This is a genomic window from Acinetobacter sp. ANC 4862 (assembly GCF_004336635.1).
Taxonomy (GTDB): Bacteria; Pseudomonadota; Gammaproteobacteria; order Pseudomonadales; family Moraxellaceae; genus Acinetobacter.
In genome coordinates this window covers 144185-158121 of the sequence record NZ_SJXH01000003.1, presented here as the reverse complement: position 1 = coordinate 158121, position 13937 = coordinate 144185, and the positions used below count along the sequence as shown (strand labels likewise).

Sequence of the window (13937 nt, the reverse complement as noted above, 5' to 3'; positions counted from 1 at the left end):
CAGAGGCATTAGCTTATAGTTCTTCAAGAGCTGCTCTTAGGTGTTTATCTTGGCTTCTAATATATGATTGATATATTGTAGCATCTAGTCGATCTTCTTCAGACTGGCTGTTACATAATAAGCTATACAACCTGTCTATTGCTAAAAAAAGAGTTTTAAATTCAATATCAAAGTAGTAATCATCATAAAAATCTTCATTCTTAATTTCTTGATTCAATTTTTCATAATTTCTTTTGAACGTATTTAGCATGTCTTTAACAAAATTTATATCTGTTGAATCACAGCTAAAAATTGCATTTTGTGTTTTTTCTAGTGGATAGAATGATTCTGCTCCAATTGTATCTTTTACAATCTTTGTTAAATCTATCATCGGTTATTCTCTGTATTTTTTAGTATATCTATATTGATTATTTATTTTAAAGTGGTCAAGAGATGATCAATTAATTAAAAGCTTAAAGTTTTTTCGATATTTTATATATCCCTGTACAGACTAAAAGAGCCACCAAAAAAACCATTTCTCTATGTTTTTGCTGTGTTACTGCAAACAGCAAGAAAGAAGAATACACAATAATTAAGCTATCAAATTTCAGTTGCTGACAAGCACTTAAAAGCCTGTCCGAAAATTGAGGCGTATCACCTATGCTTTATTTGGTATAATTATCTAAAAATAGACTAGAATCCTAGTCACTTTTATTTTTTACGGTACATTTAAAATATATAAATAAATTAATTATATAAAACAATATTTTAAAATTTAATTCGTGTACACGCTGAGTAACTTGGAATCACTTGTCACAGCTGACTTGAAAATTTTATGATTACTGAAAATTATCAACCCGTTAAAAAACAAAAAATATGAGTTGAATATAAAATGGACAAAATTCATTAAACTGCTATTGTTGCGTGTATAAAAATAAAATTTGGTTAAATTGAATAATGAATCAAAACAATAAGATTCTTATCGCTGCAAGCCTAGCGAATGGTGGCTGTTTCTCGATGATTTTGCCCATACTTGCACCTTTGGTTCGTCAAATGAAAATGACCGAATTGCAAGGTGGAGCCTTGATTTCGGCGGGCGCATTATTGATGGCGATCGGGGCGATCTACATTTCTAAACAGCAAAATAAATACAGTATTTATAGCTTATTAAGTGTTGGTTTTATCGGTATGACCCTCACTTGGGGCTTATTTACCACAGTTTTGGCTTATGGGATTGAATATCATATTGCTACGATGCTGCTGTTTACCTTGTTATTGTTAGCTCGGGCAAGTATGGGCATTTTTATGGCGATGCCACAAATCGCTTTACAAACCTACGTCATGACCAAATACAGCTCAGAACAACATCGTAGCCAGGCCATGTCGAAGTTTGGAGCATTAAATAGTGCTGGTTTGGTGCTGGGACCATTTTTAACGACGCTTTTATTGGCTTGGGGCATGCTGACGCCGTTATGGGTTGCCTTTATTATTTTTGCTTTTATTAGCCTTTATATTGTACTGAAATTTGATCGTCAGGAAGCTGATGTTTCTCATACTTCTGAGCAGGTTATACCCACTGAAAATATGACATTCGCCCACAATGAAGCGTTTTCTTTGCGTAACAGTATGGGGTGGTTTGTATTAGGATTTAGTCTCTATATGGCGATTGTCACATTAAATCTCACCGCAGGTTTTTATATACAAGATCAATTTCAAATTTCAACTCAGCAGAGTGCAATTTACTTTGCCCAATGTTCTTTGATTGCCGGAATATCATTAGTGATTATGCAAACGGCTATTTCCGGGTTTTTACAATGGTCTGTGCAGCGCTTATTGTGGATTGGGCTGGTGTGCATGATGCTGGGCTTGCTGATCTCTATTCGCACCACACATATTCATATTTTCCAAAGTGCCTATGTTTTATATGGTGTTGCTGTGGCTTGCCTTACTCCAGCATTTACCACAGGTGCTGCCCAATCTGCACCACAGCAACTCCAGGTTAAAGTTGCCAGTTTTTGTACTGCGACCCAGGCTTTAAGTTTTGTATTTGGTCCATTGGTCAGTACCGGTTTGTATCAGTGGCATAGCGATTATCCATTTTATTTATTAATGATCATGTTTATGCTTCTTGCTGTTTATTTCCTGTGTTATCAAAAGAATATGCAGCCATCTTCAGTTCCGGTGTGATTATGTTCATGCAATTATAGTTCTAAGTTGGTGGCTGGGGATTTATTGATAAAGCAATGAAGTTTGTGACACGATTTAAGTATGAAAAAGCTGAATATAATTCAGTGTTGGTTGAATATTACTAAATCAATGCCCCGAGAAAATTAATATCATTCATGCTTTAATAAGGTGATTGAATTTAAAGTGATTTGATGTGTGTTCTTAAAGCCTTCTACGCCCGTTGTTCCTACACTTGCAGGGGATTATCCTGAATGGCATCGCGGACGCGAGCATTTTTCGTTATGGTATATCGAAATTGAGCATCCAGAATTATTAGAGTATTTAAATCAGCTGCGTTCGGTTTTTTCAGATTTTTTATACACGCCCAATACCCGCCAATTTCACATTACTTTATTTATTTGTGGTTTCCTCACCGAGCAAAACCCAGTTTGGGATGATGATTTTTGTATTGAAAAGATGCATCAACATATTCAACATTTAACAGATGATTTTCAGAATAAAATTCAATTAAAAACCGGTCGCATCAACAGTTTTGAAAGTGCCTTATTTGTCGAAATTATTGATGAAAATGGCATCCTTTTAAAATTGCGTCATTTACTCGGACAAAGTGCCGATGAAATTGCACCGCTCGACTATTGTCCACATCTTACTTTAGGTTTGTATCATCAAGATTTTAATAGCGATTTAATTTTTAATCGTATCAACAGCATTGAACAAAAAAGCTTTGAATTTTCAGTCGATCAACTGACTTTTGGCACATATAACGCAAAAATATTGCAAGGTCAGCTCTATCCATTTCATCAATTTCAATTGGGTGACGTATGATGCAACTCATTTTAGGTGGCGCACGTTCTGGTAAAAGTCGCCTTGCGGAACAAATCGCAAAAGATTCAAATCTTAATGTAACTTATATTGCAACCGCACAAGCATTCGATGCCGAAATGCAGCAACGTATTCATCATCATCAAGCACAACGTCCAGCACATTGGACTGTAATTGAAGAACCTTTATATTTAGCCAATTGTTTAATCGAGCTGGATCAACCTAATCAAGTGATTCTGGTCGATTGCTTGACCTTGTGGATGAGCAATTTATTGATGCATGAAAATCCTGAATTACAGATGCACCAATGCCAAAAGCTGCTGGATATTTTACCGATATTAGAGTCAGACGTTATTTTAGTCAGTAATGAAACAGGTTTGGGCGTGATCCCGATGGGTGAACTTAGCCGTAAATTTGTTGATGAGTCGGGACGTTTGCATCAACAGTTAGGGCAAATTGCCGATAAAGTGGTGTTTTGTATTGCAGGTTTTCCCATGATTTTAAAAGGAGAGAAATAATGAACTGGTGGTTGGATGCGTGTAAAATGCCAAGTGCGGAAGCAAAAAAACTGGCTGAAGAACATCAATTACAACTGACCAAACCAACAGGCTCATTATCTGAACTTGAAAATACCGCGGTGCTATTGGCAAGTTTGCAAGACAATCCACGTCCCAATGTAGACCAGCCTTGGATTACGATTTTTGCTGGTGATCATGGCGTAATGGAAGAAAATATTTCTGCCTATCCACAAGCCGTGACACGCCAAATGCTACAAAACTTCACCACGGGCGGCGCTTGTATCAGCGTGATTGCTAAAGAATATAATGCCAAATTACAAGTCATTGACTGTGGTTCTGTGGGTGATGCCTATGAATATGCAGGCGTAGAACGTTATTGTATTATTCCGGGAACAGCAAATTTTGCCAAACACGTTGCCATGACTGAAGCGCAGTGTATTGAAGCCATGAATCTGGGATGTAAAAGCGTAGAAGATGCCGTTGCTTATGGTGCATCTATTTATGTTGCTGGGGAAATGGGCATTGGCAATACCTGTTCTGCATCAGCAGTTGCCTGTTTTTTACTGAATGAACCTGCTGAACAGCTCACAGGTGTAGGTACGGGTATTCGTGAAGAACAATTAATTCATAAAAAAAATGTCATTAACCAAGCCATCGCTTTACACCAAGATTATGTTGCTCAGGATGTCTTTAAAGCACTTTGCTCGGTCGGTGGTTTAGAAATTGCAGCAATGACGGGTGCCTATATTCGCTGTGCACAGCTCGGTTTGCCTATGCTGGTAGATGGTTTTATAACCACAGTTTCAGCACTTGTAGCGGTACGTTTAAATCCTGTAGTCCGTGAGTGGATGCTGTTTGGACATCAATCGGCTGAATATGGACATCAGCGTTTATTGCAGGAACTGAATGCAAAAAATCCATTACTCAAACTGGACTTGCGTTTAGGCGAAGGTAGTGGTGCAGGAGCTGCTTTAGGCGTGATTAAACTGGCGTGCAGTCTGCATAACAACATGGCCACTTTTGCAGAAGCAGCCGTTATTGGAGAAAAGGTTTAATCTTAAAAGTATTCAACAGGATATTGAACATGTTAAAGATTGATCTGCTTCGCCATGGTGAAACGACTCTAAGTCATACCTTGCGCGGTTCTACAGATGATGACTTAACCGAATTGGGTTGGTCGCAGATGCAGCAGACCATAGATCAGTCTTGGCATGCAGTTAAGCCCGATTCTATGCATAAATCGGTGCAATGGGATGTGATCTTTAGTTCGCCCTTAAAACGCTGCCGTTTATTTGCAGAATCGGTCGCCGATCAAAAGCAACGACCTATCTTTTACGATGCAGGTTTGCAAGAAATGCATTTTGGCGATTGGGAAGGTATATCCATCCAAATGATTTATGAAAATGAACCTGAATTACTGGCGAATTTTTGGCAACAACCGACTATATTCAGTCCGCCGAATGCAGAAAATATGCAGGATTTTTATCAACGCATCTGCAATAGTCTGGAAAAAATGCAACAACAGATGCTGGAAAATGGTTGGCAGCATGCTTTAGTGGTGACGCATGGCGGTGTGATTAAACTTTTAAAATGTATCGCTTTAAATCACTCACTGGATGATATTTTAAAAATGACTGCAGAATTAGGACAACTCAATTCCTTTGCAATTCATGAAGATGCTTCAATTCATTTGCTCAAGGAATAACAGCAATGACACCATTTTTTATTGCCTTGCAGTTTTTAACGACATTTCCTGTTCAGTTGAAAGAAATGCCGAGCACACAGCAAAATGGTCAATCTTTACTGTTTTATCCACTGATTGGCTTGATGATTGGTGTAATTTTATTTGCTATTGCCACGCTGCTGCATGCATTGCCGGTAATCTTGCTAAGCAGTTTGATTTTAGTGGTCTGGATCTGGTTGACAGGTGGTTTACACCTTGATGGTTTAGCTGATACTGCCGATGCCTGGGTCGGTGGTTTTGGCGATAAAGAGCGCACATTAAAAATCATGAAAGACCCGAGTTGTGGTCCTATTGGGGTTTTAAGTTTAATTATCCTATGTCTGATTAAATGGTCAGCACTGTATGTATTGTTAGAAAAACAACTCTATTCTGCGCTGATTTTATTTCCGATATTGGGTCGTTTAGCCCCCTTATTTTTATTTTTGACTACCCAATACGTGCGTGAAAAAGGTTTAGGATCTTCAATCGCAGAATTTATTCCTAAAACGGGCGCAGTGATTCTATTTATATTGTGTTTGGTTGCATCTGCATATTTTTCTTGGGCGGGGATTTTAACTGCAATAATATTTATAAGCATCTTAATCTATTTACGCTACAAATTTATTCAGCGAATTGGTGGAATAACTGGTGATACAGTCGGAGCAAGTATTGAAATTTGTGAGGCTGTGAGTCTGTTGTGTTTGGTGATATTGAGTTTTTATTTACCTGTGGTTTGGCTTTAAATATTTTTGCTTCAATTAAGCTTTAAAGCCAGCAAAATCATATCTGCCATGGCCACTCCCGCAATACCGGTAATCATGGTAAATAAAATTACCAGTTCAACCAAACCGCCAATATTTGAAGTCAGTTCCATGGCAAAGGGTGTCGAAATAGAACGTGCCATTAAGCTATAAGTGGTTTCTTGATTAAAGCTGAATAACTTTGCCAAATAAAATGAGCTGATCACACCAGCTATTTAGAACGACATAAAATCCAGTCTTAAACCTGGATCAATCCTATTTATAGACAATTCGGTGGTTTAGGAATACCTGCCAAACGGCTTAAATGACGTGCCACCAAACCAGTATTAAATTTGTCTTGTAACACTGCATTATTAATGTCAGAACTGACCGTTTTCATCAGAAATTTAATCAAGGGGCGAGTCGCAGGTGAATGACCAAACTGTTGATAGAACTGGCGTACCGCATGCAGGACTTCAAAATGCCAAGCTGTAAGTTCTAAACTTAAAGTATTTGCTAGCTCTTGAGCAACTTCTTCATTCCAAATAGTGTAATCGACTAAGTGACCATCTTGATCGAGTTCTAAATTCATCATTAATCTCAAATTAGTTCAAACGAATACAACGGGTATGGTTCAGGCAAATGTCTGCAAATTCGGCATAAGAAATAATCTTCATATTCTCAGTTTTTTGTCCTGCCAAAATTTCAGCATCAGTTTCCAATACATAGAGGCAATTCAATTGTTGCAAGAAAGGCTGTTGAAACTGTAATACCGATTCACCCATTAAAATCACGCTATCTTCAGGGCTGTAGAGTTGTTCGAGTTTTGTCAGTACCGATGGGGTCGCTGAAAAATTACTTTGCACTAAATATAAGCTTTTATTCGACATGATTATTTCACTCATCATCTTTACCAGTACAGCACAAAATCAAAATTTTGAATAAACTCACTATTCAGCTCCACAAATTCAATATCCTGTTGAGCTTGAGTCACAAAGTGAGCGTGCTGATTTTTCTTTTCCACTAACACAGGGGTGAGGTCATAAAACTCAAAGCTATCGACCATATTGGATGCTACTTTGAAGGCATGTTTAAGCTGTTCAAATTGCAGTTCTGAGTTGAGTAAACTTAAAGCTGCATCTTGCAGCAAGACTTTGACTTCACAGCCGAAAGTCGCCAGCACCATGGTGGCAGACAAGCTTTCATGCACTTGTAAATTGGCAAGATTGGCTTGAGTTAAAATAACGAGTACAGATTTCACACAATTTACCTTTTAAAAGCAACAAATTCCAAAAAATAACGTCTTAGAATTGAATCAGACGTTGTGCTGATTGGACGGCATCGGCAAGTTCACCCAGTCCAACCAATTCAAAGCCTTGAGCAAGATTTTGTTGACTAATTTGATGTCGTTTTGCATTTTCCTGATCGGTAATACCACGTGCCAATGCAGCACTGACACAAACCGGCAAACGAATGGCCAACTTTTGCCACTCTTCAGTCAGATGACGTTGATCATCAGGAGTCCACTGTAAGGCATTCGCAACAGAAACACCGTCCTGATAGAAAAAAACGCGAAATGCTTGGTTTTTAGCGTGTAAAGCCTGTGCTAAACCAAGGGCATGCCAAGCATAGATCGAGGTCGGAGCGGAGGTAATTAGTAATAAGGTACTCATTGAAATTCACTTGAGGAATGCCCAATCCAATGTTGATGCATCCAGACTTCATAAGAAAAAGGTAGTATACAATGATTTTAGTGACTGGTGGTTTAGGCTTTATAGGTTCACATATTGCTTTAAGCCTGATGGCGCATGGGCAAGAAGTCATTATTGTCGATAATTTATCCAATGCAAATTTACAAACCTTAGAACGACTTGAATATATTTCAGGCATGTATGTGCCATTTGTCAAAATTGATATTCGAAATACACCGGCTTTAAACAAAGTTTTTGAACAATATTCTGTAGAAGCGGTCATTCATGCCGCAGGCTTTAAATCAATTGAAGAATCAGCACTTAAGCCGCTGGAATACTATAACGATAATGTCAGTTGCATTATGAGTTTGCTGCGTGCCATGCAGCGCACTGGAGTCAGAACCTTAATCCATTTATCCAGTTTGACCGTGTATGGACAGTCGAGTTCGACCCTGTCAGAAGATACACCTTTTAACTATTTTTATCCGAATCCTTATATCAAGTCGCAACAAATGGCAGAAGAAATCATACGAGATACCGCACTCACAGACAGTGAGTGGAAAATTGCGATCTTGAGATTAAGCAATATTTCAGGTGCATTTGAACATGCTGTTTTAGGTGAGTTTGTTGCACCCTTGCCTAAAAATATTATTCCCTTGGCACTGCAAGCTGCAGCCAAGCAACGAGACTATATCGAGTTACGTCAGCAAGCTCAGACCTTAGACCGCACCGTTGAACGCAGCTTCTTACATGTGTTGGATTGCTGTGATGCGATTATAGCGACTTTACAGTGGCTCAGAACTCAGCCTTACACCTGTGATGCTTTTAATATTGCAGGGCAGAATATGTCCATTCGTGCTTTACTGAGTGAAGTCGCCAAAGTCACCAAGAGCGAAATTAAAACCATAGATGCACCATTTTACGCCTATGCTGAATTAGACCAGGTTGGGGCAACCGCAGGGAAAGCACGTGAAATTTTAAAATGGCAGCCTAAACGCACGATTACCCAAATCATAGAAGATTCCTGGCGTTTTTATCAGCAAACCCTAAAAGGACGTTAAAGAAAATTTATGTAAATAATAATCATTTGTAATTGTAAAATGTTTGATTAAGATCATTAAATATGTCAAAACAGATGAATTGGCTAAAGTTATAAAACTACATGGAAATGAGGTTGATGATGCAAACACGTATTGAACATGACACCATGGGTGATGTTGAAGTTCCGAGTGAAGCAATGTGGGGGGCGCAAACACAGCGTAGTTTGCAAAACTTTAAAATAGGGCAAGAACGCTTACCCCGATCCATGATTCGGGCCATGGGTCTGGTAAAAAAAGCGGCAGCCCTCACCAATGCCGAGTTAGATCAAATTCCTCATGAATTGTCACACTATATTGTCAATGCAGCGGAAGAAGTGATTGCTGGGAAATGGGATGCACAATTTCCATTGGTGGTGTGGCAAACAGGTTCAGGTACACAAAGCAATATGAACTGTAATGAAGTCATTGCCAATATTGCCAATCAAAAATTGGGCAATCCTTTAGGTTCGCAAAAACCAGTACACCCGAATGATCATGTGAACCGTGCACAATCGACCAATGACTCTTTTCCAACTGCCATTCATGTCGCAGCGAGTTTGCAAATCAATGAACTGCTTATTCCAGCAGTACAACGTTTACGCGATACATTAGATGAAAAGTCGAAAGAGTTTTCGGACATTGTGAAAATTGGACGTACGCATTTACAAGATGCAACCCCGTTAACGCTGGGGCAAGAATTTAGTGGTTATGTGGCGCAGCTCGATCATGCCTTAAAACGTTTACACTATGCCTTATTGGGCTTATATGAATTACCTTTAGGCGGTACGGCAGTCGGAACTGGCTTAAATGCACATCCTGATTACGCCGTAAAAGCAGCGGCACAATTGGCAAGCTTAACCGATTTACCTTTTGTCACTGCACCAAACAAGTTTGAAGCTTTGGCAGGGCGTGATGCTGCGGTATTTGCATCGGGTGCTTTGAAAACATTGGCAGCCAGTCTAAATAAAATTGCCAATGATATTCGCTGGTTAGCCAGTGGTCCTCGTTGTGGATTTGGTGAGATTCGCATTCCTGAAAACGAACCCGGCTCAAGCATTATGCCAGGCAAGGTGAATCCGACCCAAAGTGAAGCCATGACCATGGTCGTTGCTCAAGTTTTGGGTAATGACACGACAATCAATGTCGCTGGAGCTTCGGGTAACTTTGAGTTGAACGTATTTATGCCAGTGATTGCATTTAACTTATTGCAATCGATTCAATTACTGGGCGATGCATGTAATAGCTTTAATGATCATTGCGCAGTCGGTATTGAGCCAAACCGAGAAAAAATTGATTATTTCCTGCATAACTCGCTCATGTTGGTTACTGCTTTAAATCCGGTAATCGGCTATGAAAATGCCGCGAAAGTCGCGAAAACCGCATATAAAGAAGGCAAGACACTAAAACAGGTGGCAGTTGAATTGAATTTGGTCACTGCAGAACAGTTTGATGCTGTGGTGATCCCTGAAAATATGGTTTCAGCTAATGTGAAATAAGCATCTAAAGGCTTGAACACTGATCTATTGATCATCAGTGGTTTTTATCTGAGGCATATATGCGTACAATATAGCGAGAAATTAACTGCTGATGATTGATTATGCTTGATGTTTATTTAACAGATGTTCAGAAAAAAGTGCAATTTAAGGATTATCCGGGTGAGCATCCTGTTAAATTTATTTTGAATTTTAAAAAGATTTTTCCGAGTGTGATGGAACTGCTTCTTCCAGTGCTTCCTAACGATGAAAATTTGGATGAAATGACTTGGGAATCGACCACAAAAGATTTTGAGTTGTTCAAATTACTGTTAAGTGGCTGGGGCGTAATTGAATTACGTTTAAATGCGATTAGCCAATTTAAAAATAAGAACTATGCCGATCAATTGGTTAAAACTGCGCAACAAAAACGTAAAGAGTTTGCTAAAATCAATAAGATGCTGAAAACAGTTGAACTGGATTATTTATTTATGCATGAAATTCATGCATTGATTGATGCCGAACTGGTTGAAATTGGTGAAAAATTCTATTTACCAACCTTACGTGATATCTGGAAGCATAAGGTATCGCAAAGTGTCTTGAATGCTAAATTCTAAAACACCCTAAAATGTAATAAGAATCCTCCAAATATTGGGGGATTTTTTATGGTTGCTGAATTTATCAAAGACCTAGCTAAATTGTAGGCAAGATTCTATATAAAAAATTAAAGATTTAATTATCAATAAAATGTACTAGATATTGGAATTATTATTGCATATGGTAGGACAGCAATAAATTTGCATCTGCATGGTTATAAAATTTGATATTTCACATTTTCTTAACAGTGTAAGCAGATTGTTTCAAATCTTCCCGAGGAAATATCAAAGGATTTCATTCAATGTCGAATCAGTTTTTAGATTTAATTAATAAACGCCGTACCATTTATGCAGTGGGTAAAAATGTAGAGCAAAGCCCAGAATATTTAACTCAATTGATTCAACATGCTATTAAACAAAGTCCATCATCTTTTAACTCGCAATCTTCACGTGCCGTAATTTTATTTAATGAGCAGCACGAAAAATTTTGGGGCTTTGTAAAAGAAAAACTCAAGTCTTATGCAACAGATGCAGAAGCTGCTGCAAAAACCAGTGCCAAAATGGACAGCTTTGCTGCCGGTGTCGGTACGGTTTTATTTTTTGAAGATATGGATGTGATTAAAGGCTTGCAAGAGCAGTTCCCATCTTATGCCGACAATTTCCCGGTTTGGGCAGAACATTCCACAGCAATTGCACAATTTGCGACTTGGACTGCGTTACATACGGATGGTTTAGGTGCATCACTGCAGCATTACAACCCGATTGTGGATGAACAAGTGCATGCTGAATGGAATATTCCTGCAAGCTGGAAACTTCGTGCCCAGCTCGTGTTTGGTTCTGTAGAAGGTGAAGCCAAAGACAAAGGCTACATGGATGATGCAGTTCGTTTTAAAGTCTTTAAATAATTGTTGATTTTATAAGAAAAAAATAAAAAAGAGAGGTCAATATGACCTCTCTTTTTTGAATCTGTCTTTATAGAAGGAACTTTCTATCATCGCTATTTTTAGAGGCTTGTTTTAAGCAGAGGCGTGTTGGTGTTTACTTGCCTTGCGACCATGCAATAGGTAGTAGATGACGATACAGACTAAAACACACATTGCACTGTAGAAATACAGTTGTGAATAGTCGATGTAATCCAGTGCCTGACCAATGAAATAAGGACCAAACCCTAAACCTGCATCCAGAAAAATAAAGAAGGTCGAAGTGGCAAAACCCATACGCTCAATACTGGCACTTTTTACCGCAACCGTTTGGCAAACTGACTGAATGTTGCCATAACCGAAACCCAGTAAACTCGCACAAAGCAACAGCATAAACGAACTTTGCACCTGACTTAATAAAACCAGAGCAATTGCCATAATGATAAAAGCAGGATACATAATGATATTTTCGCCTTTACGATCCATTAGTGGGCCGGTAAATGGACGCGAGATCAAGATGGCAATGGCATACATCAAAAAGAAAAAAGAGGCTGTTTCAACCAGATCAATTTCTTTGGCGTAAAAGTTGATGAAGGACAACACACCTGAATAGCAAATGGAAGCCAATAACATAATGAATGAAATCGGCAGTGCTTTGTGTTCAATAAATTGGGAAATCCAGCTGGGTTTCTTAGCGGGTACAGAAATATCCAGTGGGTTGTTTTGTTGCGGAAGATTCGGCACTTGAATCAGAAGAGCAACCACCAGACAGCTCACCGCGATAATGCTTGAAACAATAAAAATGGCATCATAACCAATGTGCAGCATCATCCATATGGCGAGGAAAGGACCAATCGCCGTTCCCAAAGTACTGCTCATGCTGTAGTAACCAATGCCTTCACCACGACGAGTTGGCGGCAATATTTGTGCAATGATGGTGCCTAAAACAGTGGAGGCCATGCCCATCATAAAGCCATGCATAAATCGTACAAGCAAGAGCATGCCGACATCGAACTTCATGAAGTAGAAGCCAGAAAAGATCAGGAAGCCGGTTAAACCCACCATCAGCGTGGTTTTACGTCCAAAGCGTTCCAGAAATTTACCAACAAACAAACGGCCAATCAGCGTACCGACAATAAATAAACCCGAGACTAGACCTGCTTGTGCCGTGGTGGCACCGAGTTCAGCAACAGCATAACCGACAATAACCACCACCAACAAATAGAAAGTCAGTACAAGCTGAAAGTTAATCGAGCTGACAAGAATAAAATTTTTTGACCATAAGGGAGCATTTTCATTCATGGTTGTGTACCTGATTTAAGCTCTTGCAGATGTTCCATAAGTGTATGAAGGGTGTCTAATGTGCAATTTTGTGAATTTTGATCTACTGGCAATAACAGTTTTTGTTCAAACACATCCATTTTTTCAGAGCAAATTTGAAAAAGTTCTATACCTTTTGCACTCAGGATCAGTTTCTTTTGCCGTTTATCTTCAGTATCCACGTGTTCAAGTACTTCCAGTTGCATCAGTGCATGAATACGTTTTGCAATGGAGGGCTTGGAGACATTCAGATATTCCGCAATGTCGATAGAGGTACAGCCTTGTTTTAACTGAATCACATACAGCACTTGCCATAAGGAGTAATTCAATTGATGGGGCAATAAAATGGTATTGATTTCATCACTCATTAGGCGCGCGCAGCGCAATAATGAAGCACGGAATTTAAGTTGGGGAGACATAATAGTTAGCTAGGGTAACTAAATTAATTAAACTTTACGCCTCTTTAAACGGTTGTTCAAGTATTAAGCAAGCTGAAAGCAGGATTTATAGGCAAAAAAAGACCCATCACATAAATGAATTCAGACCACTTTTAAAATGCTTCTTTATAAACTGTAGTGAGTAGGGGGAAGAGTGTATTGAAGTGCTTGGAATTTAAAGTATAGGTTCAAACACTTTCTAGTGAATCGTCCAGTGTATATATGTTTGGAATAGAATTTTGTTTCTACGTCGTGGGTTGCTACGTCAGTATTGTAAGGTCTATGTTGACTTGGTTGTGACCTCTGATTTTGCTATTCAAATAGGGATGGATCGAATTCAGTTGCCTGTCTCCGTATTAGTACAGACCTTTAAACACGTTTATTTCGAGCTGCAACGACTATTTTTAATGCCGCAGGGTCGAGCTCCGCCTTTATCTCTATAAAAATTGCATT

General features: G+C 38.8%; 17 protein-coding genes and 2 pseudogenes. 11 read left to right on the top strand and 8 right to left on the bottom strand.

Annotated elements, in window-relative coordinates; all coding sequences use genetic code 11:
- Window positions 1–13: 13 nt before the first annotated feature.
- The gene (locus tag E0409_RS02555; protein ID WP_131287264.1) at window positions 14–370 is read right to left on the bottom strand and encodes a hypothetical protein; all 357 of its coding nucleotides are present in this window, start codon (window positions 368–370) and stop codon (window positions 14–16) included.
- Between the two features lie 566 nt (window positions 371–936).
- On the opposite strand from E0409_RS02555, the gene E0409_RS02550 reads away from it, so the two are divergent.
- The 6 genes from E0409_RS02550 (at window position 937) to E0409_RS02525 (ending at window position 5972) form a co-directional block, all read left to right on the top strand.
- On the top strand, window positions 937–2166 hold the full coding sequence (locus tag E0409_RS02550) for an MFS transporter (RefSeq protein ID WP_131287262.1): 1230 nt from the start codon (window positions 937–939) through the stop codon (window positions 2164–2166).
- Between the two features lie 195 nt (window positions 2167–2361).
- The gene (locus tag E0409_RS02545) at window positions 2362–2991 is read left to right on the top strand and encodes a 2'-5' RNA ligase family protein (protein WP_131287260.1); all 630 of its coding nucleotides are present in this window, start codon (window positions 2362–2364) and stop codon (window positions 2989–2991) included.
- Window positions 2988–3506: a bifunctional adenosylcobinamide kinase/adenosylcobinamide-phosphate guanylyltransferase gene (gene cobU, locus E0409_RS02540; RefSeq protein ID WP_131287258.1), complete on the top strand. Its 519-nt coding sequence runs from the start codon at window positions 2988–2990 to the stop codon at window positions 3504–3506. Before E0409_RS02545 ends, cobU begins: the two co-directional genes overlap by 4 nt.
- Entirely contained in the window at window positions 3506–4561 is a 1056-nt protein-coding gene (cobT, locus tag E0409_RS02535) for a nicotinate-nucleotide--dimethylbenzimidazole phosphoribosyltransferase (RefSeq protein WP_131287256.1), read from the top strand. The genes cobU and cobT overlap by 1 nt, the downstream gene beginning before the upstream one ends.
- 29 nt (window positions 4562–4590) lie before the next feature.
- Window positions 4591–5211, top strand: a complete 621-nt coding sequence (locus E0409_RS02530) for a histidine phosphatase family protein (protein WP_131287254.1) — start codon at window positions 4591–4593, stop codon at window positions 5209–5211.
- A gap of 5 nt (window positions 5212–5216) precedes the next feature.
- The gene (locus E0409_RS02525) at window positions 5217–5972 is read left to right on the top strand and encodes an adenosylcobinamide-GDP ribazoletransferase (RefSeq protein ID WP_131287252.1); all 756 of its coding nucleotides are present in this window, start codon (window positions 5217–5219) and stop codon (window positions 5970–5972) included.
- Between the two features lie 17 nt (window positions 5973–5989).
- Here the strand turns inward: E0409_RS02525 and E0409_RS02520 are convergent.
- From E0409_RS02520 to tusD, 5 genes and pseudogenes are all read right to left on the bottom strand, one after another.
- Window positions 5990–6205: pseudogene (locus E0409_RS02520) on the bottom strand (LrgB family protein); the annotation flags it as partial.
- A 44-nt stretch (window positions 6206–6249) separates the two neighbouring features.
- Entirely contained in the window at window positions 6250–6561 is a 312-nt protein-coding gene (locus tag E0409_RS02515; protein ID WP_131287338.1) for a TusE/DsrC/DsvC family sulfur relay protein, read from the bottom strand.
- A gap of 13 nt (window positions 6562–6574) precedes the next feature.
- Window positions 6575–6874, bottom strand: a complete 300-nt coding sequence (locus E0409_RS02510; protein WP_250850203.1) for a DsrH/TusB family sulfur metabolism protein — start codon at window positions 6872–6874, stop codon at window positions 6575–6577.
- 5 nt (window positions 6875–6879) lie between these two features.
- Window positions 6880–7230 carry a hypothetical protein gene (locus tag E0409_RS02505; RefSeq protein ID WP_131287249.1) on the bottom strand — a complete coding sequence of 117 codons (351 nt, stop codon included), beginning with the start codon at window positions 7228–7230 and terminating at the stop codon, window positions 6880–6882.
- Between the two features lie 43 nt (window positions 7231–7273).
- Window positions 7274–7642 carry a sulfurtransferase complex subunit TusD gene (tusD, locus tag E0409_RS02500; RefSeq protein WP_131287247.1) on the bottom strand — a complete coding sequence of 123 codons (369 nt, stop codon included), beginning with the start codon at window positions 7640–7642 and terminating at the stop codon, window positions 7274–7276.
- 71 nt (window positions 7643–7713) lie between these two features.
- Here tusD and E0409_RS02495 point away from each other — a divergent pair, with 71 nt between their 5' ends.
- From E0409_RS02495 to E0409_RS02480, 4 genes are all read left to right on the top strand, one after another.
- Window positions 7714–8721 (top strand): SDR family NAD(P)-dependent oxidoreductase, encoded by a 1008-nt coding sequence (locus E0409_RS02495; protein WP_131287246.1) that lies wholly within the window; start codon window positions 7714–7716, stop codon window positions 8719–8721.
- A gap of 119 nt (window positions 8722–8840) precedes the next feature.
- Window positions 8841–10235 (top strand): class II fumarate hydratase, encoded by a 1395-nt coding sequence (gene fumC, locus E0409_RS02490; RefSeq protein ID WP_131287336.1) that lies wholly within the window; start codon window positions 8841–8843, stop codon window positions 10233–10235.
- 101 nt (window positions 10236–10336) lie between these two features.
- On the top strand, window positions 10337–10828 hold the full coding sequence (locus tag E0409_RS02485) for a hypothetical protein (protein WP_131287244.1): 492 nt from the start codon (window positions 10337–10339) through the stop codon (window positions 10826–10828).
- Window positions 10829–11109: 281 nt separating this feature from the next.
- A complete protein-coding gene (locus tag E0409_RS02480) occupies window positions 11110–11712 on the top strand; it encodes a nitroreductase family protein (RefSeq protein WP_131287242.1) in 603 nt (200 codons plus the stop codon).
- Between the two features lie 111 nt (window positions 11713–11823).
- Here the strand turns inward: E0409_RS02480 and E0409_RS02475 are convergent, their stop codons facing one another.
- The gene (locus E0409_RS02475; RefSeq protein WP_131287240.1) at window positions 11824–13029 is read right to left on the bottom strand and encodes an MFS transporter; all 1206 of its coding nucleotides are present in this window, start codon (window positions 13027–13029) and stop codon (window positions 11824–11826) included.
- On the bottom strand, window positions 13026–13469 hold the full coding sequence (locus E0409_RS02470; RefSeq protein ID WP_502699783.1) for a MarR family winged helix-turn-helix transcriptional regulator: 444 nt from the start codon (window positions 13467–13469) through the stop codon (window positions 13026–13028). The genes E0409_RS02475 and E0409_RS02470 overlap by 4 nt, the downstream gene beginning before the upstream one ends.
- 377 nt (window positions 13470–13846) lie before the next feature.
- Here E0409_RS02470 and E0409_RS17045 point away from each other — a divergent pair.
- Window positions 13847–13927 (top strand): annotated as a pseudogene (locus E0409_RS17045) (DUF2946 domain-containing protein); the annotation flags it as partial.
- Window positions 13928–13937: the final 10 nt, after the last annotated feature.

Coding starts and splice junctions, on each gene's coding strand:
- cobT (WP_131287256.1), top strand. CDS start 3,506: ATGAACTGGTGGTTGGATGCGTGTAAAATGCCAAGTGCGGAAGCAAAA.
- E0409_RS02485 (WP_131287244.1), top strand. CDS start 10,337: ATGCTTGATGTTTATTTAACAGATGTTCAGAAAAAAGTGCAATTTAAG.
- E0409_RS02530 (WP_131287254.1), top strand. CDS start 4,591: ATGTTAAAGATTGATCTGCTTCGCCATGGTGAAACGACTCTAAGTCAT.
- fumC (WP_131287336.1), top strand. CDS start 8,841: ATGCAAACACGTATTGAACATGACACCATGGGTGATGTTGAAGTTCCG.
- E0409_RS02515 (WP_131287338.1), bottom strand. CDS start 6,561: ATGAATTTAGAACTCGATCAAGATGGTCACTTAGTCGATTACACTATT.
- E0409_RS02510 (WP_250850203.1), bottom strand. CDS start 6,874: ATGAGTGAAATAATCATGTCGAATAAAAGCTTATATTTAGTGCAAAGT.
- E0409_RS02495 (WP_131287246.1), top strand. CDS start 7,714: ATGATTTTAGTGACTGGTGGTTTAGGCTTTATAGGTTCACATATTGCT.
- tusD (WP_131287247.1), bottom strand. CDS start 7,642: ATGAGTACCTTATTACTAATTACCTCCGCTCCGACCTCGATCTATGCT.
- E0409_RS02475 (WP_131287240.1), bottom strand. CDS start 13,029: ATGAATGAAAATGCTCCCTTATGGTCAAAAAATTTTATTCTTGTCAGC.
- E0409_RS02555 (WP_131287264.1), bottom strand. CDS start 370: ATGATAGATTTAACAAAGATTGTAAAAGATACAATTGGAGCAGAATCA.
- cobU (WP_131287258.1), top strand. CDS start 2,988: ATGATGCAACTCATTTTAGGTGGCGCACGTTCTGGTAAAAGTCGCCTT.
- E0409_RS02550 (WP_131287262.1), top strand. CDS start 937: ATGAATCAAAACAATAAGATTCTTATCGCTGCAAGCCTAGCGAATGGT.
- E0409_RS02480 (WP_131287242.1), top strand. CDS start 11,110: ATGTCGAATCAGTTTTTAGATTTAATTAATAAACGCCGTACCATTTAT.
- E0409_RS02525 (WP_131287252.1), top strand. CDS start 5,217: ATGACACCATTTTTTATTGCCTTGCAGTTTTTAACGACATTTCCTGTT.